The sequence below is a fragment of the Amnibacterium kyonggiense genome, from assembly GCF_004364555.1.
In the GTDB taxonomy this organism is placed as follows: Bacteria; Actinomycetota; Actinomycetes; order Actinomycetales; family Microbacteriaceae; genus Amnibacterium; species Amnibacterium kyonggiense.
Map to the genome: position 1 here is coordinate 480183 of NZ_SOAM01000003.1, position 26459 is coordinate 506641.

General features: G+C 73.4%; 27 protein-coding genes and 1 tRNA gene. 15 read left to right on the forward strand and 13 right to left on the reverse strand.

Going from position 1 to position 26459, the window contains the following annotated elements; all coding sequences use genetic code 11:
* Window positions 1–118: 118 nt before the first annotated feature.
* From CLV52_RS15565 to CLV52_RS15580, 4 genes are read left to right on the forward strand one after another with little or no spacing between them, the layout of a single operon-like run.
* On the forward strand, window positions 119–1498 hold the full coding sequence (locus CLV52_RS15565) for an aldehyde dehydrogenase family protein (protein ID WP_133767259.1): 1380 nt from the start codon (window positions 119–121) through the stop codon (window positions 1496–1498).
* Complete coding sequence (locus tag CLV52_RS15570) at window positions 1495–2952, forward strand: PfkB family carbohydrate kinase (protein ID WP_133767260.1); 1458 nt, start codon at window positions 1495–1497, stop codon at window positions 2950–2952. The genes CLV52_RS15565 and CLV52_RS15570 overlap by 4 nt, the downstream gene beginning before the upstream one ends.
* Window positions 2945–3817, forward strand: a complete 873-nt coding sequence (locus tag CLV52_RS15575; protein WP_133767261.1) for a glycosyltransferase family 2 protein — start codon at window positions 2945–2947, stop codon at window positions 3815–3817. The genes CLV52_RS15570 and CLV52_RS15575 overlap by 8 nt, the downstream gene beginning before the upstream one ends.
* A gap of 29 nt (window positions 3818–3846) precedes the next feature.
* Complete coding sequence (locus CLV52_RS15580; RefSeq protein ID WP_133767262.1) at window positions 3847–4044, forward strand: DUF2795 domain-containing protein; 198 nt, start codon at window positions 3847–3849, stop codon at window positions 4042–4044.
* A gap of 108 nt (window positions 4045–4152) precedes the next feature.
* Here CLV52_RS15580 and CLV52_RS15585 read toward each other — a convergent pair whose 3' ends face one another.
* From CLV52_RS15585 to CLV52_RS15600, 4 genes are all read right to left on the reverse strand, one after another.
* Window positions 4153–4725, reverse strand: a complete 573-nt coding sequence (locus CLV52_RS15585) for a LemA family protein (protein WP_133767263.1) — start codon at window positions 4723–4725, stop codon at window positions 4153–4155.
* A gap of 95 nt (window positions 4726–4820) precedes the next feature.
* The gene (locus tag CLV52_RS15590; protein WP_133767264.1) at window positions 4821–5603 is read right to left on the reverse strand and encodes an MBL fold metallo-hydrolase; all 783 of its coding nucleotides are present in this window, start codon (window positions 5601–5603) and stop codon (window positions 4821–4823) included.
* 73 nt (window positions 5604–5676) lie between these two features.
* Complete coding sequence (locus CLV52_RS15595; RefSeq protein WP_246018180.1) at window positions 5677–6888, reverse strand: type II toxin-antitoxin system HipA family toxin; 1212 nt, start codon at window positions 6886–6888, stop codon at window positions 5677–5679.
* Between the two features lie 7 nt (window positions 6889–6895).
* Complete coding sequence (locus CLV52_RS15600; RefSeq protein WP_133767266.1) at window positions 6896–7237, reverse strand: helix-turn-helix transcriptional regulator; 342 nt, start codon at window positions 7235–7237, stop codon at window positions 6896–6898.
* Window positions 7238–7429: 192 nt separating this feature from the next.
* Here CLV52_RS15600 and CLV52_RS15605 point away from each other — a divergent pair.
* Window positions 7430–7503: transfer RNA gene (locus CLV52_RS15605), tRNA-Leu, on the forward strand.
* Between the two features lie 102 nt (window positions 7504–7605).
* Here CLV52_RS15605 and CLV52_RS15610 read toward each other — a convergent pair.
* Window positions 7606–8349: a hypothetical protein gene (locus tag CLV52_RS15610; protein ID WP_133767267.1), complete on the reverse strand. Its 744-nt coding sequence runs from the start codon at window positions 8347–8349 to the stop codon at window positions 7606–7608.
* A 294-nt stretch (window positions 8350–8643) separates the two neighbouring features.
* Here CLV52_RS15610 and CLV52_RS15615 point away from each other — a divergent pair, with 294 nt between their 5' ends.
* A complete protein-coding gene (locus CLV52_RS15615) occupies window positions 8644–9717 on the forward strand; it encodes a DUF6226 family protein (protein WP_133767268.1) in 1074 nt (357 codons plus the stop codon).
* Between the two features lie 70 nt (window positions 9718–9787).
* Here the strand turns inward: CLV52_RS15615 and CLV52_RS15620 are convergent, their stop codons facing one another.
* Window positions 9788–10771: an amidohydrolase family protein gene (locus tag CLV52_RS15620; RefSeq protein ID WP_133767269.1), complete on the reverse strand. Its 984-nt coding sequence runs from the start codon at window positions 10769–10771 to the stop codon at window positions 9788–9790.
* A gap of 84 nt (window positions 10772–10855) precedes the next feature.
* Between CLV52_RS15620 and CLV52_RS15625 the strand changes: the two genes are divergently transcribed.
* The gene (locus CLV52_RS15625) at window positions 10856–11398 is read left to right on the forward strand and encodes a TetR/AcrR family transcriptional regulator (protein ID WP_133767270.1); all 543 of its coding nucleotides are present in this window, start codon (window positions 10856–10858) and stop codon (window positions 11396–11398) included.
* Window positions 11399–11404: 6 nt separating this feature from the next.
* On the opposite strand, the gene CLV52_RS15630 is transcribed toward CLV52_RS15625, so the two are convergent.
* The 3 genes from CLV52_RS15630 to CLV52_RS15640 all read right to left on the reverse strand — a co-directional run bounded on the left by CLV52_RS15630 (window position 11405) and on the right by CLV52_RS15640 (window position 15422).
* A complete protein-coding gene (locus CLV52_RS15630) occupies window positions 11405–13096 on the reverse strand; it encodes an endonuclease/exonuclease/phosphatase family protein (protein WP_133767271.1) in 1692 nt (563 codons plus the stop codon).
* A gap of 108 nt (window positions 13097–13204) precedes the next feature.
* Window positions 13205–14458, reverse strand: coding sequence for a phosphatidylserine decarboxylase family protein (locus tag CLV52_RS15635; RefSeq protein WP_133767272.1), 1254 nt, complete (start codon window positions 14456–14458; stop codon window positions 13205–13207).
* 76 nt (window positions 14459–14534) lie between these two features.
* Entirely contained in the window at window positions 14535–15422 is an 888-nt protein-coding gene (locus CLV52_RS15640; protein WP_133767273.1) for a cytochrome c oxidase assembly protein, read from the reverse strand.
* 269 nt (window positions 15423–15691) lie between these two features.
* Between CLV52_RS15640 and CLV52_RS15645 the strand changes: the two genes are divergently transcribed.
* Window positions 15692–16825 (forward strand): LCP family protein, encoded by a 1134-nt coding sequence (locus tag CLV52_RS15645; RefSeq protein WP_162850886.1) that lies wholly within the window; start codon window positions 15692–15694, stop codon window positions 16823–16825.
* Between the two features lie 79 nt (window positions 16826–16904).
* A complete protein-coding gene (locus CLV52_RS15650; protein ID WP_133767275.1) occupies window positions 16905–17561 on the forward strand; it encodes a DUF4232 domain-containing protein in 657 nt (218 codons plus the stop codon).
* Window positions 17562–17594: 33 nt separating this feature from the next.
* Here the strand turns inward: CLV52_RS15650 and CLV52_RS15655 are convergent, their stop codons facing one another.
* Window positions 17595–18938: an HNH endonuclease signature motif containing protein gene (locus CLV52_RS15655; protein ID WP_133767276.1), complete on the reverse strand. Its 1344-nt coding sequence runs from the start codon at window positions 18936–18938 to the stop codon at window positions 17595–17597.
* A gap of 387 nt (window positions 18939–19325) precedes the next feature.
* Between CLV52_RS15655 and CLV52_RS15660 the strand changes: the two genes are divergently transcribed.
* Genes CLV52_RS15660 through CLV52_RS15670 form a run of 4 tightly spaced genes read left to right on the forward strand, consistent with a single transcriptional unit; the run spans window position 19326 to window position 20625 of the window.
* The gene (locus tag CLV52_RS15660; protein WP_133767277.1) at window positions 19326–19622 is read left to right on the forward strand and encodes a hypothetical protein; all 297 of its coding nucleotides are present in this window, start codon (window positions 19326–19328) and stop codon (window positions 19620–19622) included.
* Entirely contained in the window at window positions 19607–19744 is a 138-nt protein-coding gene (locus CLV52_RS18535) for a hypothetical protein (protein ID WP_162850887.1), read from the forward strand. The genes CLV52_RS15660 and CLV52_RS18535 overlap by 16 nt, the downstream gene beginning before the upstream one ends.
* Window positions 19741–20241, forward strand: a complete 501-nt coding sequence (locus tag CLV52_RS15665) for a P-loop nucleotide/nucleoside kinase family protein (protein WP_162850888.1) — start codon at window positions 19741–19743, stop codon at window positions 20239–20241. Before CLV52_RS18535 ends, CLV52_RS15665 begins: the two co-directional genes overlap by 4 nt.
* A gap of 48 nt (window positions 20242–20289) precedes the next feature.
* The gene (locus CLV52_RS15670; protein WP_133767279.1) at window positions 20290–20625 is read left to right on the forward strand and encodes a hypothetical protein; all 336 of its coding nucleotides are present in this window, start codon (window positions 20290–20292) and stop codon (window positions 20623–20625) included.
* Window positions 20626–20631: 6 nt separating this feature from the next.
* Here the strand turns inward: CLV52_RS15670 and CLV52_RS15675 are convergent, their stop codons facing one another.
* The 3 genes from CLV52_RS15675 to CLV52_RS15685 are packed head-to-tail and all read right to left on the reverse strand — an operon-like array spanning window position 20632 to window position 23475.
* A complete protein-coding gene (locus CLV52_RS15675) occupies window positions 20632–21180 on the reverse strand; it encodes an NUDIX domain-containing protein (protein ID WP_133767280.1) in 549 nt (182 codons plus the stop codon).
* Between the two features lie 46 nt (window positions 21181–21226).
* Window positions 21227–21889, reverse strand: coding sequence for a response regulator (locus CLV52_RS15680; RefSeq protein WP_133767281.1), 663 nt, complete (start codon window positions 21887–21889; stop codon window positions 21227–21229).
* Complete coding sequence (locus CLV52_RS15685; protein ID WP_133767282.1) at window positions 21886–23475, reverse strand: sensor histidine kinase; 1590 nt, start codon at window positions 23473–23475, stop codon at window positions 21886–21888. Before CLV52_RS15685 ends, CLV52_RS15680 begins: the two co-directional genes overlap by 4 nt.
* Before the next feature lie 131 nt (window positions 23476–23606).
* Here CLV52_RS15685 and CLV52_RS15690 point away from each other — a divergent pair, with 131 nt between their 5' ends.
* Window positions 23607–24965 carry a cation:dicarboxylate symporter family transporter gene (locus CLV52_RS15690; RefSeq protein ID WP_133767283.1) on the forward strand — a complete coding sequence of 453 codons (1359 nt, stop codon included), beginning with the start codon at window positions 23607–23609 and terminating at the stop codon, window positions 24963–24965.
* Between the two features lie 26 nt (window positions 24966–24991).
* Window positions 24992–26458 carry a glyceraldehyde-3-phosphate dehydrogenase gene (locus CLV52_RS15695; protein WP_133767284.1) on the forward strand — a complete coding sequence of 489 codons (1467 nt, stop codon included), beginning with the start codon at window positions 24992–24994 and terminating at the stop codon, window positions 26456–26458.
* The last annotated feature ends 1 nt before the right edge of the window (window position 26459 follow it).

Here is a 26459-nt window from a genome sequence, read left to right on the forward strand (position 1 = left end):
CGACCGTGCTCGGCCGTTTTCCGGTCGACACCCAGGTGCCCCCGGGGGCACGACCGCTAACCTCGCAGGGCCCCCGGACGCCCACCGGTGCGCACCGACCGGAGGGGGACCATCCCGCATGCCCGCAGGCCTCAGCACGCGCACGATCGAGATCCTCGACCCCGCCACGGGTGAGCCGGTCGGCTCCCTCCCCGTCGCCGACGAGGCAGAGGCGGCGGCGGCCGTCCGCCGCGCCGCCGCCGCCTTCCCGGCGTGGGCGGCGACGCCGCCGGGCGAGCGCGGGCTCCGCCTCCGTGCCGCGGCGCAGGCGCTCGCCGCCCGCGCGGACGAGGTCGCCGCGATGAACACGCGTGAGACCGGCAAGTCGGCGGCCGATGCGGCCGGCGGCGTCGAGGCCGCGGTGAACACGCTCCTGCAGTACGCGGAGCTCGGACCGCTGCACCGCGGCAAGCGCCTCCGCGGCGGCTGGGACGCGGTGGACGTCGCGACGCCGCAGCCCCGCGGCGTGGTCCTCGCGCTCACCCCCTGGAACGACCCGGTCGCCGTCGCCGCGGGCCTGCTCGGCGCCGCGATCGTCTCCGGCGACACCGTCGTCCACAAGCCGAGCGAGCGGAGCCCGCACACGGGCGCGCTCGTCGACGCGATCCTCGCCGCCGAGCTGCCCGAGGGCGTGCTCGTGCACGTGACGGGCGACGGGACCACCGGCGCCGCGCTCGCCGACCAGCCGGGGCTCGGCGCGATCGCGCACGTCGGCTCGACCGCGACGGGCCGCGCGCTGGCGCTCGTCGGCGCCGCTCACGACGTGCACGTCATCCGCGAGAACGGCGGCAACGACCCGCTCGTCATCGACGCTGGCGTCGACCCGGTCTGGGCGGCCGGGCAGGCCGCGCTCGGGTCCTTCGCGAACGCGGGCCAGATCTGCACCGCCGTCGAGCGCATCTACGTCCACCGCGCGATCGCGGAGCCGTTCCTCAGCGCCCTCGTCGCTGAGGCGGACACGTGGACGCGGGGCTCCGGTCAGCCGCTCGTCGACGCGCGGATGCGGGACGCGGTCGCCGCGCAGGTCGACCAGGCGGTCGCCGCGGGCGCGAAGGCGCTCGCCGGCGGCTCGGTGCCGGACGGCCCGGGCACGCACTACCCGGCCACCGTGCTCGCCGACGTCCCGGCGGGCGTCCAGGTGCTGACCGAGGAGACGTTCGGCCCGGTGGCGCCGGTCGTCGTCGTGGACGACTTCGACGAGGGCCTCCGGCTCGCCGCCGCCGACGTCTACGGCCTCGCCGCGACCGTGCTCACGCCCGACATGGCGCACGCGCACCGCGCGGCCGCGCTGCTGCCCGTCGGCACGGTGAAGGTGAACGCTGTGTTCGGGGGCGCCCCCGGCGGCAGCGCCCAGCCTCGCGGTGCGAGCGGGTCCGGGTACGGCTACGGCCCGGAGCTGCTCGACGAGATGACGACGACGACCGTGGTGCACTTCGGCCTGCCGGGCGGCTCCCGGTGAGCGACGCGCAGGACGAGCTGCTCGTCGACCAGGTGCTCGAGTTCCGCGGCGGCCCGATCGTCGTGGTCGGCGACCTGCTCCTTGACCGGTGGATCTCCGGCACCGCGGACCGGCTCAGCCGGGAGGCGCCCGCGCCGGTCGTGCGCGTGCGCGGCCGGGAGGACGCCCCGGGCGGCGCCGCGAACACCGCGATGAACCTGGCCGCGCTCGGTGCGGCCGTGCGGCTCGTCGGGCTGGTCGGCGACGACGAGCCCGGGTCGGCGCTGCTCGCGCTCCTCGAGGCCGCCGGGGTCGACGTCTCCGGCGTCGTTCGGGGCAGCGGCCCGACGACGGTGAAGACCCGCGTCTCGGCCGCCGGCCAGGTGCTCATGCGCTTCGACGAGGGCGCGACGGCGGATGCCGCCGATGGGGACGCGGTGGCAGCCGCGCTCCGCGGCGCGCTGCCCGGCAGCGCCGCCGTGCTGGTCTGCGACTACGGCATGGACGCGGCGGGCGCGGCGGTGCGGACCGCGCTCGCCGAGGACCGGGGCGCCGTGCCGCTCGTCCTCGACGCGCACGACCTCGCCCCCTGGGCCGCCGTCCGGCCCGATGTGGTCACGCCGAACGCGGGCGAGACCGAGCGCCTGCTCGGCCGCGCGCTCGGCGACGACCGGGTCCGTTCGGCCACCGAGGCGGGCGCCGAGCTGCGCCAGCGCACCGGCGCCGCCGCCGTGATCGTCACGCTGGACCGGGACGGCACCGTCGTCCACGCCGACGGCGGCCCGAGCCGCACGCTCGCCAAGCCCGCCCCCGACGCGAACGCGAACGGCGCCGGCGACACCTTCGCGGCCGCCCTCGTGCTCGCCCTCGCGGCCGGGATGGACGTGCACCGGGCCGCCCGGCTCGGGCAGCTCGCGGCGGACGTCGTCACCCGCCTGCCCGGCACCTCCGTCTGCACCGCGAACGACCTCACCGCGTCGCTCGCGGGCGGCGCGCGGCTGCTCGACGAGCGCGCGCTCGTCGCCGCGCTCGGGGTCGCCCGTGCGGCCGGCAAGCGGATCGTGTTCACGAACGGCTGCTTCGACGTCCTCCACCGCGGCCACACCGCCTACCTGAAGCAGGCGCGGGCGCTCGGCGACCTGCTCGTCGTCGCGGTGAACGACGACGAGTCCACGCGTCGCCTCAAGGGCCCCGGCCGGCCGGTGAACCCGGTCGCCGATCGCGCGGGCGTCGTCGCGGAGCTCGCCTGCGTCGACTTCATCACCGTGTTCTCGACGGACACCCCGATCCCGCTGCTCGAGACCATTGCGCCCGACGTCTACGCGAAGGGCGGCGACTACCTGCCCGAGATGCTCGCGGAGACCCCGGTCGTGGAGGCGAACGGCGGCGTCGTGCGCATCCTCGACTACATCAGCCCGCACTCGACGAGCGACCTGATCGCCCGCGTGCGCGCCGCCGGGGTCGCCGGTGCCTAGCCGGCGGACCGCCCGCGACTGGGCCCGGTCCGCCGAGCGGGCCCGGCCTGTCGTCGACGTGCTGCTGCCGACCTCCGGCCGCGTCGCGGAGCTCGCCGTGGTGCTCGCCGGCCTCGCCGCGCAGGACGACCCGCCCTTCCGCATCATCGTGAGCGACCAGTCCGACGACCACGCGATGGCGGACACGCCCGCCGTGCAGGCGATGCTGCGCGTCCTCCGGGCGCAGGGCCGGGACGTCCGGGTCCTGCAGCACCTCCCCCGCCGCGGGATCGCCGAGCACCGCGCCTTCCTGCTCGAGCAGGCCACCGCCGAGTACGTGCTCTTCCTCGACGACGACGTGTGGCCGGAGCCGGGGCTGCTCGCGACGCTGCACCGCGCGATCGAGGAGCTCGGCTGCGGCCTCGTGGGTTCCGCGCAGCAGGGGCTGTCGTACCTGGAGGACGTCCGCCCCCACGAGCAGGCGCCGTTCACGGCCTGGTCGGAGGGGGTGCGGCCGGAGCGGCTGCGCAAGGACTCCCCCGGTACGGAGCGCTGGACGCTGCACAACGCCGCGAACCTCACGCACATCGCCGCGCGGACGGAGCTGCCCGAGGAGGGCTGGCTGCCGTACCGCGTCGCGTGGCTCGCGGGCTGCGTGCTCTACCGCCGCTCCGCGCTCGAGGAGGTCGGCGGCTTCGACTTCTGGCGCGACCTGCCCGCCACGATCGGCGGCGAGGACGTCGCCGCGCAGTGGAAGGTCATGGAGCGCTTCGGCGGGGCCGGCGTGCTGCCCTCCGGCGCCGTGCACCTGGAGGCGCCGACCTCCATCCCCGATCGATCCGTGGACGCGGCTGCGGCCGTGTTCGCGCACGAGACGGCCGGCTGACCGCCGGTCCCGCGAGGAGAGGAACCACCATGGCCGACATGCCGAACCCCATCGAGGTCCAGAAGCACCTGGGCGGGATGGACTACCCGGTGACGAAGGACACGATCCTGTCGACGGCGAAGGAGTCGGGCGCGGATCAGTCGATCCTCGACGCGCTGGGCAACATCCCGGACCGCGAGTACGACGGCCCGAACGCGATCAGCCACGAGCTCAGCGCCAACAACTGACGTCAGGACCTCGGCCCGCGTCCCGCTCTCGAGCGGGCCGCGGGCCTTCCTGTCCCTCACCTCCGCTGGTCGAGGTGCGAGCGAAGCGAGCCTCGAGACCACCCCGCCCTAGAACTGCACGCGGGGCGGCTCCGAAATCGCGGCGAGGTTCCCGACCTCGAAGAACTCGCGGCCGCCGAACCCGAGGCGCCGGGCGAACAGGTTGTTCGGGAACACCTGGATCTTCGTGTTGAACTCGCGAACGCCGCCGTTGTAGAAGCGCCGCGACGCCTGGATCTTGTCCTCGGTGTCGACGAGGTCGGCCTGCAGCTGGAGGAAGTTCTGGCTCGCCTGCAGCTGCGGGTACGCCTCCGCCACCGCGAAGATCGACTTCAGCGCCTGCTGCATGTGGTTCTCCGCGGCGCTCGCCTCCGCCGGCGTCGTCGCGGCGAGCGATTCGGCACGGGCCGTCGTCACCGCCTCGAAGACCGTCTTCTCGTGGTCCGCGTACCCCTTCACCGTCTCGATGAGGTTCGGGATGAGGTCGGCCCGACGTTTGAGCTGCACGGTGATGTCGCTCCACGCCTCCTCGACGCGCACCCGCAGGGTGACGAGCGAGTTGTACGTCACCCACAGGTAGAGCGCGAGCAGGACGATCAGGACGACGACGACCGCGATGGCGATCCATGCCCCGGTTTGCATGGGGGCAGCCTAGAGCGAGCGCTCGGGCCAGGAGCCGCGCGTTGGGCGGGCTCGCAGGGGCTCCGCAGCGGCCCGCGGCGGCGGGTGAACCGCGATCAGGCGGCGCCGGCGACGCGGGCGAGCGAGACCGCGCTGCGGATCCCGCCCGTCCAGGCGTCGCCGTGCCCGGGGAGCACGATCCGCGCGAACGTCGTCTCGAGCACGTCGAGCGAGCGGAGGTTCGCCACGCTGTCGGCGGTCGCGGCGCCGGCGACAATGCGCGGGCCGAGCCGGCCCGTGTACGGGTCGAGGGTGACGAGCGCGTCCCCCGTGAGCACGATGTCGCGGTCGGGCAGGTGGAGCGCGCAGTGTCCGAAGGTGTGCCCCGGCACGAATAGCACCGTCGGTCGGCCGGGCACGTCGAGCGGCTCCCCCGGCGGCAGGTCGAGCACCTCGTCGATGCCCCTCACCTGCAGCGCGCCCGCCCGCGCCATCGCGGCGAGGGTCGGCAGCGCGGCGGGATGGAGGATCGGGTACGGCAGACGCGACCGCTCGTGCGCGTAGTCGTAGGGGTGCGCGGCGAGGTGGTGCTCGAGCCGGTGCGCGTAGACCGGGACGTCGTATTCAGCGGCGAGGCGCCGCGCGAACCCGACATGGTCGAAGTGGGCGTGGGTGAGCACGAGCGCGGCGACGTCCTCCGGCTGCCGACCGAGCACGGCGAGCGCCTGCTGCAGCGGGCCCCAGGTGCGCGGCAGGGCGGCGTCGACGATCGTGACCCGGTCGTCCTCCTCGAGGAGGTAGCAGTTCACGCCGCCGTGGGTGAGCTGATGGACGCCGTCCGCGATGCGCGTCAGCCGCGCATCGGTCGAACGGTGGGGGTTCGAGCGCGTGCCGGGCATCGAAGCGACGCTAGGCGGATCGGCCGCGTCGGGACACGGGGTTGACTTGGCGAGCCCGATCGGCGGCCGTCTGTCAGTAGTCGTGGAGCGCACCGGGGTTCAGGAACTGGTTCCCCCACAGCCGCGTGCGGTCGGCGGCGGACAGCCGGGCGGCGTCGGCGGCCTCGTCCCATCCGTCGTGGATCGCGGCGATGATGCGGTCGATGATCTCCCGCGCCCCGCGTCTCGTCAGCCCGTACAGGGATGCGGCCCCGAGCAGTTCGGCGAAGTTGCTGGTCCTGCGCCCGTCCCTGTCGTAGGCCATCGCCTGGGTCGCGGTCTCGCCGGAGCGGTTGCCGGGCGCGAGGTCGTAGGCCGGGGTGAGCCGCACCGTGCGACCGTCCCAGAAGGCGGCGTGGTTCCTGGCGTGGTCGTCGGAGTTCGAGATCGCGATGGAGAACGCGATCCGTCGGAACAGCTCCGCCGCATCGGCCGCGTAGTCGGCGCCGAGGCGCCGCAGCACGTCGAGCACATCGGGGTAGGTCGCATACCGGGCGACCTGCTCGTCGAGGCCGACCATCGTGAGCGCCGACACCGTGTGACGGCGCCGGCCTCCCGCGTCGCGATCGAATCGGCGCACGAGCAGCACGTCCCGTCCGTTCGACGTTGCCAGCCGGGTGTCGGCCACGTTCAGGCCGGCCGCCCGGGCGAGCCGCATCGCGGCGGCTTCGGCTCCGACGACCGAGTAGACGACGTCCGACGTCGAGGCCAGCTTCGCGATCCAGTGGTCGTCGCCGTCCTCCACGAGCACCTTGGGCCGAGCGCCGCCGATGGTCGTGCCGTGCAGCAGCGCGGCCTCGAGCGGCGCACTGAGCGCTCGGTGCTCCTGAAGGCGGGTCGCCGCCTCGGTCAACTCGTCCAGCGACGCCGTGTCACCTCGCGGAACGTACGTGTTCCCCGCCGCCTGGAAGTCGAGCGCGCCGAAGCGGTTCGACCCGGACAGCAGCAGGTAGTCCAGCTCCTCGAGCGCGGAGTCGTCGACGCCGAGTTTCGCCTCGATGACTCGGCGACCCCAGGCGTCTGGAGCCCCGTCCCGGAGGGCCCCTGCGAGCACGAGGCCGTCGAGCGGCTCGATCCACCCCTCTCGGAGCGGCAGCTCGGGCGCCCACAGGCTGATGGCGTCCGTTCGCCGGAGGTAGGAGCGCGCGTAGAAGAAGGCCGAGACGCCGTTCCGCGGCTCGATCGCGCCGGCGACGACGGGCGTGGTGGCGCCGGGCAGCCAGGTCCAGACGTAGACCCGTTGCACCGCACTCCTAGAAGTCGGCATCGGGCTCGACGTCCTGCCGATGCACCACTCGAGCCGGAAGGAGTGCCAGCTCACGCTCTCCCGTGCGCCGCAATCGCGCGAGCTCGACGGGATCGTCGATCTCGAAGAGCGGTACCCCGACCAGCCACGCGAGCGTGAAGAGCGTCCCACTGGCGGTACCAGGGCGACCCGCCTCTGCAGCCCGCACCGTCGGCGCGGTGACGCCGGCACGAACGGCCAGCTCCGCGGCACTCCAGCCTCGCTCCTGCCGCCCGAGGCGCACGCGCTGCCCCAGCACCGCCAGCGCCTCCGCAACGACAGGAGGCGGCACGATCTGCTGCTTGGCCACGCTCAAATATATTTTACTTGCAAGCCGTAAAGCAAGGTTTATTTTGCGCCCCTGAGTGCGAGCGCACTCTGAATCCGCCCAAGGCAAGCGCTTCGGCGGTCCGCGCTCGCTCCTTGAACCAGCACGCCGAGCGGTGTGAACCGCTCGCGACTCTCGCCGAGCCGCGCGGCCGCCCCGCTACCGTGATGCCGCGCCCTCGTAGCCCAATCGGCAGAGGCAGGCGACTTAAAATCGCTTCAGTCAGGGTTCGAGTCCCTGCGGGGGCACGGACGGCCGGCCATGACGCTGCCGACCGACCGCCCCTCGCTCAGTCCCCGCACCATCGCGGTATCCGGCGAGGACGCCTCCTGTCCCTCGCGCCGCCCGTATCAGTCGATCCGCGCGTCGACCTTGGGCACGTCGTTGCAGTAGCTGCCGCGGGCCTGCTGCACCCGGATGTCCGAGGGCTTGAGGTTCGACCAGCGCACCTCCGTGCTGCCCGGACCGCTCTGCTGCCTGGCGGTCTTGCCGTCGGCGCTGACGTCGATGATCGTGCGGAGGATGTCGTAGTTGCCGTTGCTCCGCTTGCGCGCGGTCGCCCGCTCGAGCAGGACGCCGCCGTTCTCGTCGTTGCACGCGACGCCGGTGCCGGGCTTCGCCGTCCGGCCGATCTTCATCACGTAGGGCCCGCCACCGACGTGGTGCGGCTGGATCAGCTTGCAGCCGCGGAACGCGTACAGCGTCGCTGTCTCCGTGTCGTCGATGACGGCCACGAACCCCATCCCGTCCGTGGCGGAGAACCAGCCGCTGTGGACGCGGTCGCCCGTCATCCGATCCCGAACCTTGATGACACCGCCGGCAGCGGTGTGAATGCCGTAGTCGTAGTGCCCCTGCGCATCGGTGGTGCCGGGCACGGCCGCATAGAAGGCCGTGTCGGCCTTGCCGTCGTGGTCGACGTCGCCGATGCTCACCGTCCGCGCACCCTTGGGCACGGTGCCGCTGTTGGTGCAGCCCTTCGACGCCTGCTCGGTGCCGGCGGCGCGCGGCGCCGCCCACGCCGGACTGACCAGCCCCGCGGCCAGCAGCGCGGTCGCGCCGAACGTTCCCGCTGCCGCACGAACGCCTCTGTTCATGATCCGCTCCCTCGCTCCGGCGGCCCGTCCTAGCGAGCCGGCCGCTCATGAAGGAGGTGTCCGGCCGGTACTCATCGGTTCCCCCGCAGCGGAGCAGCCGATCCGAGCCGGCGCCCTGCGAGAACACGCGTCCGCGGCCTCCCGGGTGACGAGGGACGCGAGATCGAGATGGTAGGAAGGCAGCCCTGATCGCCACGGGCTGTCGGGAGCGGTGAGTGGAGGGCGGCCATGACCTCGAGCACGTTCCCCGGCCCTCTCGGACCGCTGCCGGACGCGATCCCACTCGGAGTGGCAGTGTTCCGCGCGCCGTCGGAACGCCCTGCGCCGGTCCGGTTCGCGAGCGGCTTCGAGCGGTTCGAGCAGTTCGTCCTCGATCAAGGGAACGACCCCGGTCGGCTCGCCCGCGACGTCTCGGCGCTCTGGACGTTCCTCGCCGAGCATCCGGAGGCCCTCGAGTCCCCGGAACTCGCTCGGGCAGCGGCGATCTTCGCGGGCAATGCCGTCGCGGTCGCGCACCCAGCGGCGACGTGGAAGGTGCGGGACGAGCCGGAGATCGGCACGAGGACGAGGTCGATCCCCGTCGAGAACCTCGTCCTCATGATGGTGGAGCATCCGGAGCGCCGCGATGGGTTCGTCGGGACGCTCGAGACGTGGGACCAGGAGGATCAGGACGAGGCGGAGCGCGAGGCGCTCGATCGCGACAGCAGGGAGCCGGTCCTCGTGCTGCCGCCGGAGGGGTTCGAGCGACCTCCCTTCCCGCAGCGGACGTACGTCGACGAGCACGGGAACGTGATCGAGTACGGCACGCGGTGGCCGCTCGAGGGGCCGCCGCACGACGCCTACTCCCGGGTCTCGAACCCGGATCGGTTCGCGCCCCTGCTGCTCGACGTCGACGCGCTCGTCGACCACCTGCAGCGGTGGTACGAGGTGGACGTCCGACGGTCGACGGACGAGGACGGCACCAAGCGGGTGCACCTCCGGCCGTCGACAGGGTCGTCCCTGACCATCACGGGCACCGCCGAATACGTCCGGGTGACGGCGGGCGCGCTGTACGACGTCGTTCTCCCGGACTGCTCCTGCGACGCCTGCGACGAGACCGCCGAGAGCGAAGCGGGTCGCCTCGAGGACACGGTGCTCGCGATCGCCGGCGGTGGCCTGCAGGAGCGCTACCCGCTCGGTCGGCGCCGCTGGCTGCACACCCGCGTCGTGCACATCGACGGCGGCTGGAGCGGCGGCAGCGGTGCGCCCGGTCCCGACCGCTCCGCGGAGCAGCTCGAGCAGGCGGCGGCCACGCTCCGGTCCCTCGACGACGGCTGGTGGCCGGCCTGGACGCTGCGCGCCGGCGCCGAGTCGGTGGCCCGGCGGTAGCGGCCGCGCCTGCCGTGCCGATCGGCGATCGGCGATCGGCGATCGCCTGAAGGTGCGGCGTGAGCCTCCCCTACGCGACCCCGAGCAGCGTCCGAGCGTTCCCGCTCGTGAAAGCGATCCGGGACGCGTCGTCCGGGAACTCGGCCAGGAACGCGTCGATCTGCGCCCGGGTCGGGTGCTGGAACGGGTAGTCCGTCGAGAACAGGAGCCGGTCCGGCGTCGTGATCGACAGCGCGTGCCGGAGCATCGCCGGGTCGAGCATGCCGGAGGCGGTGATCCACACGTTCTCGCGGAGGTACTCCGTGATCGAGCGCTGGAGCCCCGCGGCCCGGGCGAGCCCGTCGGCGCGGTCGTGCCAGAACAGCAGCAGCTCGCCCCAGTGGCCGAGCACGAGCCGCAGGCCGGGGTGCCGATCCAGCACGCCGGCCGCCATGAGCCGGAGCGCCGCCGTGCCCGCCTCGAGGTGCCAGCCCCACGCGAAGGTGGCGAGCGCGAGGTCCGGCAGCTCGTCGATCCCGGCGTAGGCCGTCTCCCGCACCGCCCGCGGCGGCACCTGCGGGTGGATGAAGATCGGGAGCCGGCGCTCCTCCGCGACCGCCCAGACGTCCTCGAACTGCGGACCGTCGAGCGGGACGTCGCCGGTCCTGCCGTAGACCATCGCCCCCACGACCCCGAGGGCGGCGGCGCGCTCGAGCTCCGCCGCCGCGGCGGCCGGATCGGCGAGGGGCAGCGTCGCGAATGCACGGAGCCGGTCCGGCGCAGCGGCGACCGCGGCCGCAGCGCGGTCGTTCGCGTCCCGGCTGAGCGGCACTGCGTCCGCGGCGTCGAGGCCGTGGGTCGCTGGCGGCGCGAGGGAGACGACCTGCACGGCGAGCCCCTGCTCGTCCATCGCGGCCAGGCGCCCGGCCCCGAGGTCGCCGAGCCGCTCGGCCGCGTCCCCGAAGTCGTTCAGCGCGAGGCTCGGGTCGCGCCGCTCGGGCGGGAGCGCGCGGGCGGCGCGGTCGATCCCGTCGAGCACCCAGTGCTCCTCCACGCCGATGAGCGCTGCGGACATGCGAGCTCCTCCCCGCCGGAGCGCGTTCGCTCACCGACCGTGGAGCGAACGTAGCACTTCGCTCAACGCTTGTAGAGTGAAGGGGTGAGCGACCCCCTGACCCGCGCGGAGCGGCGTGCGGCGACGGCCGCCCGCATCCTCGCGGCGGCCCAGGTCGAGTTCGGGCTGCACGGCTCGGACGGCGCCACGGTGCGCTCGATCGCCCGCCGAGCCGGGGTCGACCCGTCGCTCGTGCTGCAGCACTACGGCTCGAAGCAGGGGCTCTTCGCGCTCGCCGTCCGACCGGTGGACGAGGTCTCCCGCGCCGACGCCCCCGCGCATCTGAGCGAGGTGCTCGGCATGCGCCTCCGGGAGCTGCCGCCCGAGACGCGGGCGCTCATGCGCTCGATGCTCACCTCGCCGGAGGCGGCCGGCGTGATGCGGACCTATCTGCAGGACCGGGTCGACGCCCTCGCGGGCGCGAGCGATGCGGAGGACGCCGAGCTCCGCGCAACCGTGCTCGTCTCCACGATCCTCGGGCTCACGATCGCGCGGCACTTCGTCGGTCTCGCGGCGCTCGAGGGCCTCGAGCAGGACCGGATCGAGGCCGTCGTCGAGCCCTGGCTCGCGTCGCTGCTCGACGCCTGACCGGGCTCAGCCGGCTGCGGCGGGGATCGGATCGCCGATGCCGACGACCGCCAGCTGCATGTTGTGGTCCGACCCCTGGTACCGCTGGTCGAACCGCCCGTCCACGATCGGCGCGAGGTTGCGGTAGCTGCCCGGGTGCGGCGAGTTCTTCAGCATGATGTAGTCGATGCGGCTCGTCGGGTACGGATGCCGGACCACGTCGACGGGGTAGTCGGCGTCGACGCCGCCCCGGCCGTTGCTGAAGTTGTCCGTGCTGAGGTCGAGGTTCGTCCGGTCCGCGGTCGCCGCCGAGTCGATGTAGCCGTCGGCGAGGAGCTGGAGGTCCCCCGCGTCGTCCTGCAGCGCCCCGTAGCTGTTGAAGTCGCCGACGAAGACGATCGGCAGCGCGGTGCCGTCTCTCTGCCGCGCCTTGGCGTCCATGAAGCGGGCGATCGCGGTCGCCTCCGCCTTCCGTACCCGCCCGTTGTCGTCGCCGACCGGCAGGTGGATGGAGACCGCGAAGAAGCTGCGCCCCTGCCCGCCGGACGGGTCGACGAAGTGGAAGCGCGCCCAGGACCCGGCCTCGTTCCCCATCGAGGACGGCCAGGCCGACCCGGTCAGGTCGCGGGGCGAGATGAACCCGGCTTCGTCGACCGCGAGCTTCGCGGGGTCGTAGAACAGCTCCGAGTCGACGTACGAGTTCGCGTGCGCGTAGACCCACGCGTTCGCGTCCGGCCGCGCGATCGCGTACGGCACCGGAGCCTGCGCCAGGGCGCGCTGCAGGGTCTGGTACTGCTCGACGCACTGCAGCTTCCCGCTCGGGTTCAGGCAGTCCGGCACGATCCGCGCCGTCGTCAGCTCCTGCACGCCGAGCAGCGCCGGCGCGTGCGCCTCGATGTTCGCGACGACCTTCGGCAGGCGCTGATCCCAGCGGTTCTGCGGGGCGTAGCCGGCGCTCGCGGTGACGCTCTGCACGTTCCAGGTCGCGACCGACAGGGAGGTCGTCGGGGCGGTGTCCGCGGCCATCCCCGCGAGGGACCAGGTGCCCGACGGGGTGAGCGTGTACTTGTCGGCCGCCGAGTACCGGTAGCCGTCGGGCAGGTCGGCGCGACGGGAGTTCGTCTGCGCCACCTTGACGAACACGACGTTGCCCGTGCCCGCGCCGATCACGCCGCGCAGGGACCGCGGGACGGTGAGCACGGCGGAGTGCACCGCGGCCGGCATCCACGGCGTGCTGAAGTGGTGGATGTCGGTCGTGGTGTCGGCGCCGGCGAGCACCTTCACGCTGCGCGCCTGACCGCCGCCCGTCCAGGACACAGCGATCCGGTCCGGGCCCGCGGGCACCGCCCGCACGGACGTGATGCGCGTCGGCATCCACTGGGCCGCTCGTGCGGTCCGCCGCGGACTCGTCGCGGACACCCCGCGCGCGGAGACGCGGACCGAGTAGGTCCTTCCGTTCACCGCGCGCGGGAGGCGGACCGAGGTCGAGCGCGTCGTCAGCGTGCGGTCGAGGCGCGTGCCCGTCCCCCAGCGCACCGCGTAGCCGGTCGCACCCGGGACGGCGGTCCACGCCGCGCTGATCTGCGCGTCGCCGCCGACGACCGAGAGCGCGATCGGCGCCGAGGGGGTCGCCGCGTGGGCGGTGCTGAGCGATCCGGCGATCCCGACCGCGGCGAGCGCGGTGACCAGGACCGCGGACAGCGAGCGACGGTGGCGCACAGGACCTCCCCCGGGACGGCGACGTGCCGACGGTAGGCAGCCGGATTCCGGTCCGCTGCCCCCAGTCGGCGGGGCTCCCCGGCGTGTCACCCGGTCGGACGGGCCGATTCAGCCCCTACGGGCGAACGCGAGCAGGCTGTTAACAGGTTTGACCGCCTGGTCGGGGTCGTTCGGCTGCGGCACCGCGTCGAGCGCGACCGCGTCGACGACCCCGGGGCGGAAGACGACGCAGTGGGTCGAGCCGCCGAACTGGAAGTGGCCGAGCTCCTCGCCCTTCGCCAGGTGGTACCCCGGCTGCAGCTCGGGGCGGATGCGGCAGGAGGAGACCTCCACCATCCCGATCGGCACGACCGCGACCAGGCCGATCGCCGGGTCGTCGGCGTCGATGACGATCACGGCTCGGGTGGCGACGTGCGCGAGGTAGCCCTGCGAGTCGATCGGCTCGACGGCCTCCGCGCCCGTGCTGTCGGCCTCGGAGAAGAACGTCCCCGGGACGACGAAGGCCCGCACGACCGTGCCGGCGACCGGGCTGTGCCACCGGTGGTAGTTGTTCGCGCTGAGGAAGGCCTGGTACACCGTGCCGCCCACGAAGGCCTCGACCGACGGGTCGCCGGCGAGCATGTCGGCGAGGGAGTAGGGCTGCCCCTTCAACCAGAAGCGATCGTGGGATCGCGCGCCCGCCGCGATCGCGTAGGGCCGGGACTCGCACGCGTTCACCACGACCGCGTCGTCGTCCGGTGCGGCCACCGGCCGTGCGCCGGGCCGGAGGCGCCGGGTGAAGAAGTCGTTCCAGGAGCGGAAGCCGAAGTACTCGGCCTCCGGGTCGTGCTCGAACTGGTCGAGCCCGATCGTCTTCCGCGCCTGCTCCGACAGCCAGCCGGTCGGGCCGCTGTTCAGCACGTACCGCGAGTCCGGGCCGTCGAGGAACTCGCACCACGCGGTGAGGACGTCGTGCAGCGCCGCGTTGACGCGGGGGTCTCGGAAGAACGCGAAGCCGGAGGTGGTGGCGCTCGGCCAGTCGAGGATCGCGCCGAGCGGCGTCGCGGCCATGGAGTCGCCGAACTCGGGCGCGAGCGTCAGCACCTCGTTCATGAGGAGGAGCAGCTCGGACCAGGACTCGATCGGCCGGTCGCCGTACTCCTTGCCCTGCGGCGCCTCGCGCACCATGCGCTCGGCGTCCATGCGGAGGATCGCGTCGCCCTCCACGAGGTCCTTGAACCGCTGGATCGACGGGTGCAGCGGGGCTGGCTCGTGCCCGTGCGCGCGCTCCCGGTGCCGCTGCAGCCAGTCCTCGAGATCGCCCTGCTCGGGCAGCCACCCGGCCAGACGCTTGACCTCGGACACGGCGGGATCGGTCGTCACGCGTGCAACCTAGCCATGCCGGGGTCGGAGGAGTCCACGAATCCGGAGGCGTCCAGGTGGCCGACAGCCGCGGCGGTCAGCCGGTCGGCGGAGCGCCCCGGAGGTGCTCGGCGGCGAGCCGCTCGTACTCCTCATCGCTGAGGTCGTCGAAGCGCTGGGACTCACGGCGGTCCGAGCGCAGCCAGCGCACGAACAGCAGCACGACCGCGGGGATGTCGGCGCCCTCCGCGATGCACCACAGCAGGTCGCCCGCGAGCTGCTGGTCGCGCAGCGGGGAGGGCGCCCAGGTCGGGGCGTGGAGGGCGACGTGCGTCATGCCGTCGACGACCGTCGTGGACAGCCGCAGGAGGATCGCCGGGATCGCATCCGCGACGAGCTCCGCGAACGAGATCATGAACTCCGCCACGACGGCGGCGCCCGCGGTCGGGACGAGCGGTTCCGCGAGCGGGATCGCGACCGCCAGACCGGCCGCCGGGACGACCACGTCGACGAGCGCCGACCCCCACGGGGTCACGCGCAGCCATCCGGAGACCGGCGTGAGCAGCAGCGTGAACACGGCGAGCGGGACGAGCGGCGCGACGACGAGGTTGCCGAGTGCTCGCGCGGCCCGCGACCCGATCACGCGGTCGACGCGAGCGGTGCCCGCCGGTCCGGTCGCCGCACGGGCGAGCGTGATCGGTCGACCGAGGACGGCGAGCACCGGCACGACGGTCACGAGCACGACGAGCCGGGTGACGAAGGCGTAGCGGAGCACGGCGCTGTACACGCCGGTGAAGCCACAGGTGACGAGGAGGTAACCGCCCGCGCCGAGCAGCAGGAAGAGCAGCGTCCGGTGGAGCGGCCAGGCGGCGCCGCGGGCGCGGGCGCGCCGGACCCCGAGGAGGTAGGCGGCGATCGCCAGGCCCGCGACCACGAGCGCGACCGGGTCGATCCGGACCGCGAGCAGCGCGGCGACCGGGGGCATCACCCGCTCCGATCGGCACGCACAGGCCGACGGTAGGTCGCCGCCCGTGGGCCGACGTGCGCTGAACCTTGGCGCTGCACTTCGACGTCTGACGGCTGCCTGAACGCCGGTCGCGCCGCAGCCGGGAGGCTGCGCGACGCCGTGCGACAGTCGCACCCGTCGGCGGACCGTCCGCAGCGACGAACCAGAACGGGGAGGCGATGCAGCGCAGTCCTGGCCCGGTGCGGCACGCGAGACGGGGCTCCCCCGCGCGGTCCGCGGCGCGATCGGTGCTGCGGGTCATCGCGATCGGCGTCGCGGTGCTCGTCGCCAGCACCGCGAGCCTGGCGGCGATCTTCGTCCACTCGCTCGACGCGACCGTCGCCTCGAACTCGATCGCGCTCCACGCGCCGCACCCCGAGCCGCCGCAGCCCCTCGGCGGCGCCTTCAACGTCCTGCTCGTCGGCGCCGACAACGCGCCGAAGCAGCACGGGTTCGGCGCGGCGCGGCAATCGACCCAGAACGACGTCGATATCCTCCTGCACGTCCCCGCCGACCATCGGAGCGCCGTCATCCTCAGCATGCCGCGCGACCTGATGGTCGAGCACCCGGCCTGCGTGGCATCGAACGGGACGAAGGTCCCCGACGGCGGCGAGCAGCCGTTGAACGTCGACCTCGACCGGGGCGGCCTCGGCTGCGTCGTCACGACGGTCGAGCACCTGACCGGCCTCTCGATCCCCTACGCCGCGCAGTTCAGCTTCCAGGGCACGATCGCGATGGCGGACGCGGTCGGCGGCGTCCCGGTGTGCACGAACAAGGCGATCGACGACCCCGACTCCGGGCTCCGCCTGCCGAAGGGTCGCTCGGTCATCTCCGGCCGCACAGCGCTCGCGTACCTCCGCGACCGGCACGGCATCGGCGACGGCAGCGACCTGTCGCGGATCTCTTCGCAGCAGGCGTACATGTCGTCGCTGCTCCGTCAGTCGGTCAGCGCGGACACCTTCTCGAACCCCGCGCGGTTGATCGCGCTCGCCACCGCCGTCGCGCGGAACGTGTCGCTCTCCACCTCCATGTCGAAGCCCGACGTGCTCGTCGGGATGATGGTCGCGGTCCTGCACATCCCGCTGCACTCGATCGCGCTCGTGCAGCTGCCGACCGAGCCCTACGCGCCGAACCCGAACAAGGTCGTCCCGGCGCCCGCGCTCACCGCGGTGCTGCTGCACCACCTGCAGGACGACACCCCGGTCGTCCTCGCCGCCGGCACGCACGGCTTCGCCACCTCCGTCAGCGGCGGCGGCACGACGCACCACGCGTCCTCGACGCCGAAGCCCACGGCGTCGACCCGGCACCACTCGAGCGGGATCAGCGGGCTGAACGGGCAGAACGCCGACCAGAGCAGCTGCTCCGTCGCGGCGGTGGGCTGATGCCGGCTGCTGCTGCACGGGACGTGATCAGGTGCCGGCGGTCCCGGCGGCGAGGGCATCCGCGACGGAGCGTCGGCGGATGAGCCGGATCCTGTCCACGGTCGCCCTCGCGGGCGCCGCGCTGCTCCTGTCGGCCTGCTCGTCCCCCGCACCGACGCCCACCGCCACCGCGACGACCACCGTCACTGCGCCGGCTTCCTCGAGCGCAACCCCGACCTCGTCGACGCCCACCACGAGCTCCTCGTCGATGTCGTCCAGCGCCGCGACGACGGCCGATCCCGGTCGGCCGGCGGACCAGTGCCCGGATGCCGACCTCCGCGTGACCTTCGGCGCGCTCGAGGGCGCCGCCGGGACGGGCTACGTGCCGATCGTCTTCACGAACACCGGGGCGCGGTCCTGCGCGCTCCGCGGGGCGCCCGGCGTCTCGGTCGTCGGGAACGGCGACGGCACCCAGCTCGGGAAGCCGGCGAACCGGGATCAGTCAGGCGCCCAGGACGTCCGGCTCGATGCGGATGGCGGGCAGGCGCACGCGACGCTCGCGCTCGTCGACTTCTCCCCCAGCGACGGGTCACCCATCAGCGGGTGCACCCCGAAGCGCGGCGACGGCTACCGGGTGTACCCGCCGCACTCGACGCGCGCGTTCTTCATCCGGAACTCGCAGGCGCTCGCGTGCGACCCGGGTCCCGTCTTCATGCGCGTCGAGGTGGTCGCCAGCGGGGCGAGCGGCGCGAAATGAGCCGGACCGGGAGGTCCGCCCGGCAAGCCCCGGTCAGAAGGGCGTGACGTCGGACTGGTCGATGGTGCGGATGCGGAAGGCGGTCTTCATCTTCTGGACCCCGCCCCATTTGTTCCGCCACTGCGGCACCCCGTCGTCACCGATGACCACGTCGGCGAATCCCGCGTCTTTGGCGAGGTGACTTCGCCGGCACAGGACCTGGAGGTTCTGGTGCCGGGTCCGGCCGTCGTGCTCGAACCGCTGCACGTGATCGATGTCCGCCCGGTGCGCGGGCAACCCGCACCCGCACCCGCAGGTCGGTTGCCGGAGGTGCAGGAGCCGCTTCAGCCCGGCGGGGATGTACCGCTCGTGCGAGTCGAACTTGAGGATCACGTCCTCCACCGGGTCGACGACCGCGCGGGTCCAGGTTTGGGTGTGCGTGACGAGCATCCGGGCGGTCTCCGCGTCGATCGAGCCCATCCCGGCCACCGTCGCCGGCGCATCCCCGGCGCCGGTGGCGGTGTCGGCCGGGATCAGGACGGTGATCGTCGCATCGATCAGCTTCCGAGTCCCATCGCCGGACTGCCCCGCCTCGCCGGTCTCGCCGAGGCGCTCGAACGGATAGGACGGACCGCCCTCGCCCGTGCTGCGCATGGTCCCGGTCAGGACCGCGTCGATGGCGAGGTCGGCCATCAACGCGCCCAGGGTGCGGCACTCGCCCTCCCGCCCGTGCGCGATCACGGCGTGCTTGCGGATCCGGTCGTACGCGGCCGCGATGTCGACCGCGGTGGAGTGGATCTCCAGCACCCCCTGCCCATCCCTGGTCGCTCGCGCTCGGACGGTGCGCCGGTTGGTCGCCTCGACGTGCTGCTCGGTCGTCAGCTCCGGCTCCAACTCGTCCCGGAGGTCCGCCAGCTGCCGCTCCACCGCGGTCACCCGCTCGGCCTGCACCAGCTCCGCCGCCCGCTCGTCGAACACCGCGAAGTGCTCCGCCCGCAGCCCGACCGCCATGGTGCCAACGACCACGACGGCGTCCTCCGACGCGAGGCCCGCCTCGAACACCGCCCACGTCAGCGGCAACGAATCCCGCAGCACCCGCGCCGCGTCCAGCCGGCGTTGGATCGCGAAGCGGGTCACCCGGAGCTCGTTCGCCTGATGCAGCAGGAACCCCGACACCACCGGATCATCCGGACGCGGGACCTGACCGGTCTGTTCCTGCTCCTCCAGCAGCATCCCCTCGAACCCGGCGAGCATCAACCGCAACCGCACCGCGGCGGCCATGTTCACCATCCGATCCGCGTGCTGCAACGACTTGGTGAACAACGCCTCGCGCGCGTCCAACTGGGCGAACGGGTCCTCCGGCGGTGGGTCGCCGCCCCCATCAACGGGTTCCAACATGCCCACATCCCACCACGGACCACCGACAGAGGTTCGAACACGACTACGAAACTCAGACAGTGAATCTGTGCCCGCAGGCTCGGCCGAGACTCGGCCGTCGCCCTCGTCTTCAAGAGTCGGGAGGCCGGCATCACGCCCGACTGAGCCCGGGTCGTCCAGCTGGTGGCGACCAGCGCCACCTCTCCATGACGACCACGGGCACGCAGAACCAGCGCGCCATCGTCACGCCCCGGAGCGGGCGGTAGCGGAGCCACCGGACGCACTGATCTCCATCCGCAGACGGAGGACGGGGCCGTCGCGCCCCGGCACAGTCGAACCGTGCTCGCACTCCCCCTCAACCCGGTCGTCCCACGGGACCTGCCCGTGTGCCTCCCCGGTCGCGCCTGCGTGGACGAGACGCCGGGCGGCGCCTGGATCCTCGCCGCGACCTCCGCACTCACGCCGGCGAGCGGAGTGATCGCCGCAGTGTGCTTCGCCGCGATCGGCGCTTCGTTTCTGCCGATCGCAGTCGGCCTCCGTCAGCAGTGGCGCGGGGTCGGCGTCCGCCCGTCGCTGGTCCTGCTGCCGCCGGCGATGGTCATCGCGGGCTTCGGGGCCGTCGTGGCAGTCGGCGGACGGCTCGCGACGGTGTCTGCTACGCCGGCCAGGACGGTCGACCGGCATCGCCGGTGCCGACCACGCTGATCGGCTCGTGGCCGCTCGTCGAGGCCGCCGGAGCGGTCGCCGCCGTGCTCGGTGCCGTCGCGCTCTTCCTCATCCTGAACACGGCCGCGGTGCGCGAGCGCCGGCCGGTACCGCGGCCGTGAGGCGCCAGCGGCTCATCGTCGTCTGCGGCCTGGGCGGCACGGGCAAGACGACGCTCGCCGACCGCCTCTCCCGCGAGCTGCGCGTCACCTGCCTGCACAAGGACGACGTCAAGGCCGCGCTGCACGACGCCGGCATCATCACGCCTCTTTCGTTCGACGTGTTCCGCGGCCTCGCCGAGCGCCTGCTCGCGAACCGCGTCGACCTGATCGTCGAGGCGACATGGCACGACCCGGCGGACTGGGGCGTCCTCGCCGAGTGGCAGGAGCGCTCCGAGCTGGATCTGATCTGCGTCGTCTGCTCCGCCGACCGGGACGAGCGGGAGCGGCGCATCCGGACGCGCGAACGGCATCCCGCGCATGCCGAGGCGGACCGTCGCCAGCTCGCGCAGCTCGACCTGGAGGTCGACTACAGCGGCCTGCCGGGCCGGCACGTCGACGTGCGCACGGACGACGACACCGACACCACGGCACGCAACGTCCTCGCCCGACTCCGGTAGCGCGCCGCGTCCTTGCGTCGCGAGGCGAGCGGTGGTCGGATCTCCCGCATGACCGCCGAACCCCCGGTGCTCTCCGCCGGGGAGATCCCGGGCCGTGGCGGCTCCGTGAACCCCTTCACCGTCGTCGCCGACGCGACGGGGTTCATCGCGTTCGCGTCCGAGGTCTTCGCCGCCGAGGAGGTGGCGGAGGCGCGCGTCACCCCGCCGCCCACCCCGTTCTACGGCGCCCTCACCCTCGCTCGGGTCGAGGACCCCTGGTCGAACCTGTGGTGGCTGTTCCAGCCGTCGCCCGGCCAGCCCGATTCGAAGCCGGCCTGGGAGGGCGGCCCGACGACCGTCTTCAGCACCGTCGACCGCTGGATGCAGGACCGCAGCACGGGCTGAGCGCGGTCACTCCACTCGGCGTCGACGCGCTGAGGACGGGCGCACGCTGAGCGCGGCCGTCAGCGGTTCCCAGAACGCCTTCAGCCGCTGCATCCACGGATCCGCGAGCTCGTGATCGAGCCAGCGGCGGCGTACCTCCGCCACCTCGACCCAGGCGACCTCTGAGACCTCGATGCCGTCAGGGCGCGGCTGCTGATCCGCAGGGGCGGCGACGAGGTAGAGGTCGAAGAGGGCCGTGTCCTCCTGAAACCGGTCGACGAGACGGAAAGCCGTCGGGGCGACTCGGAGGCCGGCCTCCTCGCGCAGCTCGCGGGCGGCCGCCTCCGCGCTCGTTTCCCCCGCGACCGCGCTGCCACCCGGGAACTCCCAGAGGCCCGCGAAGTCCTTGGCGGCCGCGCGTTTCGTCAGCAGCAGACGGCCGGCCTCGTCGACGGCACAGGTCGCGGCGACGACGTGGAAACGGCCGGTCGGCCAGTCGGGTGCGCCGCGGACGAACGTCTGACCGGTCGGTACGCCCCGCTCGTCCGTGACGTCCCAGATCTCGGCTCCACCCACCGTCCGATACTCCTCCGGTCGTGAGCCCGCCGATCATCGCGTCGCATCAGCGCAGCCGGTACTCGAATTCCGGGCGGCCGGGCTGGCCGTACCGCGATCGGCGCTCCACCTCCCTCTCCGCCACGAGGTGCTCGAGGTACCGCCGCGCGGTCGGGCGGGACAGCGACGCCGCCTCGGCGACCTCGGAGGCCGACAGCGCCGCGCCGCCCGCGAGCTCCCGTCGGACGAGGGCGAGGGTGTCCTGCTGCAGCCCCTTCTGCAGCTCCGGCTCGGCGTGGAGGGTCTCGAAGGCTCTGTCGATGCGGCGCTGGTCGAGCGCGACCCGCGCGGCCGCGCTCGACGCCGCGGCACGGGCGAGCTTCGCCTCGAGCACCGAGGCGGTGAACGGCTTCAGCAGGTAGTCCGCCACGCCCGCCCCGAGCGCGCTCTTCACCGCGCGCAGGTCGCGGTCGGCCGTCACCGCGAGCACGACGGGGCGCAGACCGCTCCGGCGCAGGCTCGCGACGAGCTCGAGGCCGTTGCCGTCCGGCAGGTGCAGGTCGAGCAGCAGCACCTCCGCGTCGACCGCGTCCGGACCGAGGAGCGCCGCGGTCGCCGCCGCGAGGGATCCGGCGGTGCCGGAGCAGGTGAAGCCGGTGAGACGTTCGACGATCGCCGCGTGCGCCTCGGCGGCGAGCGGCTCGTCCTCGACCACGAACACCGCGGTCACCGGTCGACCTCGGCCGGTTCGGACCGCAGCGACGCCGTCTCGAGCGGGAGGGCCGCGGGCAGGGCGACGACGAATCGGGCGCCGTGCGGCGCGACGGCGCTGGCCAGCACCGTGCCGCCCCGGCGCGCGGCAGCGGCGCGGACGAGCGCGAGCCCGATGCCGCGCCCGAGCCCGCCGTCGGGCTTCGTCGACCAGCCCCGCTCGAACACCCGATCGGCGGCGCCCGCGGGCAGCCCGGGACCGGTGTCCTCGACGGTCAGCAGCAGACCGCCGGCGGCGTCGCCCGCGACCACGACGCGGACACGGCGCGGGGGCGGCGCCTCCTGCACCGCGTCGAACGCGTTGTCGACGAGGTTGCCGAGGATGGTCACGAGGTCGCTGCGCAGCCCGGCGTCGAGCGGAGCCGTCGGCGGCAGGTCGATCGCGGAGGCGACGAGCTCGACGCCGCGCTCCTCCGCCTCGCTGCTCTTGCCGATGAGCAGCGCGACGAGCACCGGGTCGTGGAGCTGCTCCGTGAGCGCGTCGGCGAGCTGTTGGCCCGCGGCGGTGGTCAGCACCGCGAGCTCCGCGGCGTCCGACGCCCGGCCCAGCTCGATCAGCGACACGATCGTGTGGAGGCGGTTGGCGTGCTCGTGGGCCTGCGCCCGGAGCGCGGTGGAGAGCGTCCGCATGGTCTCGAGCTCGCCGGACAGCCGCCGGAGCTCCGTCGCGTCGCGGAGGATCACGACGGTCCGCCCACCGCTGCCCGCGGTGCGGCTCGCGACGAGCACGCGGTCGCCGACGATGAGCACCGCGTCGCCGGGAGGACCGGCCAGCGCCGTGCGCGCCTGCTCGCGCACGGCGGCGTCGCCGAGCATCGCGGCGGCGCGGTCGTTCGCGTGCACCACGGCGCCGTCCACGTCGAGGAGCAGCAGCCCCTCGTCGAGCCCGTGAAGGATCGCGTCGTCCGAGTCGAGCATCCGCGCGAGGTCGGCCGGGTGCCGGTCACCGGTGACGCGCCGGAGCCAGCGCGACAGCAGCAGGACCACGCCCAGTCCGAGGACGAGCACGGCCAGCGGGATCCCGACGAGCGCGGGGAGCTCCGCGAGCAGCGCGCGCTGCACGCTCGCGGTCAGCACGCCGACCGCGACCAGGCCGACGATGCGCCCGTCGGCGCGGATCGGCGCGACCGCCCGCACGGAGGGCCCGAGCGTCCCGACGTACTCCTCCGTGAAGGTCCGGCCGGCCTGGGCCGGCGCGATGTCCCCGACGAAGCGCTCGCCGATCCGCCTCGGATCCGGGTGCGTCCACCGGATGCCCTGCGGCGACATGATCGTGACGAAGGCGACCTCCGACCGCCGCATCACCTCGAGGGCGTAGGGCTGCAGCGTCGCCGTCGGGTCCTGCCCGGCGATCGCCCGGGCGACGGCGGGGTTCGCCGCGACGGCGCCGGCCGCGCCGAGGACGCGGCTCTCCGCGCTCTCGCGGAGGCGGTCCTGCGCGCTGACCCAGCCGAGCACGAGCACGAGGGCGGCGACGACGACGCTGACGAGGGCCTGCGCGACGGCGAGCCGGCCGGCCACGCCGAGCCGTTGGCGTCGCAGCATCGGCCGGCCTCCTCCTCGAGTGCTGAACAGTATGACCGCAACGGTGCGGTCGCTACCGGCCCGCGCGAGCCTGTCCGGGTCCCAGTCCCGGCGCCTCGCCGGGACGCGTCAGCGACGACAGGAGCTCCGACATGTCCACCTCGACCGAACCGCGCAAGCGGGTCGACCGCAGCCACCTCCTCTACATCGGCGTCATCGTCGCCGTGGTGCTCGGGGCCGCCGTCGGCCTCCTCGCCCCGACCGTCGGCGTCGCGCTCAAGCCGCTCGGCACCGGCTTCGTGTCGCTCGTCAGCATGATGGTCGCGCCGGTCATCTTCTGCTCGATCGTCCTCGGCGTCGGCTCGGTCGCGAAGGCCGCGACCGTCGGCAAGGTCGGCGGGCTCGCGCTCCTGTACTTCCTCGTGATGTCGACCTTCGCGCTCGCGATCGGCCTCGTCGTCGGCAACATCCTGAAGCCGGGCACCGGCCTCGAGATCACCGGCACCTTCACCGGGGCGCCGGAGGAGAAGGTCACGACCGTCGACTTCCTCCTCGGCATCGTGCCGACCTCGTTGCTGTCGTCCCTCACGAGCGGCGACATCCTGCAGGCCCTGTTCGTCGCGCTCCTCGTCGGGTTCGCCCTCCAGCGCCTCGGCAAGCGGGGCGAGCCGGTGCTGAAGGCGATCCGCTCGTTCCAGACCGTCGTGTTCCGCGTGCTCGCGATGATCATGTGGGCGGCCCCGATCGGCGCGTTCGGCGCGATCGCCGCGGTCGTCGGCGCGACCGGCGCGAAGGCCCTGCTCGGCCTCGCGACCGTGATGATCGGCTTCTACGTCACCTGCGCGCTCTTCATCGTGATCGTGCTCGGCACGATCTTGAAGCTGGTCACCGGGGTCAGCATCTTCTCCCTCATGAAGTACCTCGCCCGCGAGTACCTCCTGATCGTCGGCACGTCCTCCTCCGAGACCGCGCTCCCCCGCCTCGTCGCGAAGATGGAGCACCTCGGCGTGAAGAAGACCGTCGTCGGCATCACGGTGCCGACCGGGTACTCCTTCAACCTCGACGGCACCGCGATCTACCTGACGATGGCGTCGATCTTCATCGCGGACGCGCTCGGCAAGCCGATGGTCCTCACCGAGCAGATCGGCCTGCTCGTCTTCATGATCATCGCCTCGAAGGGCGCCGCGGGCGTCACCGGTGCCGGGCTCGCCACCCTCGCGGGCGGCCTGCAGGCCTACCGCCCCGATCTGGTCTCCGGCGTCGGCTTCATCGTGGGCATCGACCGCTTCATGTCGGAGGCCCGCGCGGTGACGAACTTCACCGGCAACGCCGTCGCGACCGTCGTGATCGGCGTCTGGACGAAGCAGTTCGACCGCGAGCAGGCCCGTCGGGTGCTCTCCGGCCAGGACCGCTTCGACGAGACCACGATGGACGCGGACGAGCACGCCCCCGAGCCGGTCGCGGTGCCGACGCCGGTCGCCCAGGAGCCGGCCCGCGTGCCGGTCGCCTGACGCACGGCTCGGGACGGGAGCGGGTCATGGAGCGGACGACGGGCTGGGCGGAGCGCATCGGGGTCGCCGAGGCGATGATCCCGGTGATCGGCGCGCTGCATCGGCGGAACGGGGTGGCGCTGACGATGCACGGACGGTCCCTCGCGGACCGGTCGGCGGTCGAGATCCTGAAACTGCACCGCGGCGCTCGCCGCATCGACGGCGTCGAGCCCGATCCCGCCCTCACCCGCCGTGTGCTCGACGCGGTCGCGGCGCTCGATCCCGGGCCGGCGGAGGTCGACCTGGCGAAGCTCGCGGCGCTCGCCCGAGCGGAGGGCGGCGACGTCGAGGCCGCGGTCGGCCGGGCGCTCGAAGCCGTCGCCGGCCGGGGCCGAGTCGGCTCCGGCACTCCCCGCGACGTGGTCCTCCTCTGGTTCGGCCGCATCGGACGGATCGTCGCCCGGCTGCTCGTCGAGCAGGCGGACGGCCCCGCCGCCCTCCGCCTCCGCGCCGTCGTCGTCCGCGGCGGCGGCCCGGCCGACCTGGAGAAGCGAGCGAGCCTGCTGCGCCGCGACTCCGTCCACGGCCGCTTCCGCGGGACGATCGTCGTCGACCACGCGTCGTCGACGATCGTCGCCAACGGCACACCGCTCCGCTTCGTCGCGGACACGGCCGCCCTCGCCGATGCGCTCCCCGACCTGACCGACGCGCTCCTGATCGACAGCACCGGCGCTCGGCGGGACGCGGCCTCCCTCGCCGCGCACCTGCGCGTCCCCGGCATCGGCCGGGTGCTGCTGACCGCGCCTGGAACGGGCGTGCGGAACGTCGTGATGGGGGTGAACCACGACGCGGTGGAGGACGCGGACCGCATCGTGGCCGCGGCCTCCTGCACCACGAACGCGATCGCGCCGGTGCTCCAGGCCGTCGACGACGCGTGGGGCGTCGAGTCCGGGCACGTCGAGACCGTCCACGCGTACACGAACGATCAGAACCTCACCGACAACTTCCACCGCGGTGACCGCCGGGGCCGGGCCGCGGCGCTGAACATGGTGCTCACCGAGACCGGCGCCGCGACCGCCGTGGCGAAGGCGCTGCCGCGGCTCGAGGGCAGACTGACCGGCAACGCGATCCGCGTGCCGACCGCCGACGTCTCGCTCGCCGTGCTCCACCTGCGCCTCACCCTCCCGGTCACGCGGGAGGAGGTGAACGAGCACCTCGCCGCGCTGTCGCTCGACTCCCCGCTGCAGCAGCAGCTCGACTACGTGGAGTCCCACGAGGTCGCTTCGAGCGACTTCATCGGCTCGACGCACGCGGGCGTCGTCGACGGCCTCGCCACCGTGTGCGCGAACGGTTCGCTGACGCTCTACGTCTGGTACGACAACGAGTGGGGCTACTCGAGCCAGGTCGTCCGACTGGCGAAGCACCTCGCGCACGGCGCGCTGCCGAGCTTCCCCGTCACCGTGTGGACCGCGGCGGGTCGGCGGCCCGCCCTCGTGGCCGCCTCCGCCGGGTAGC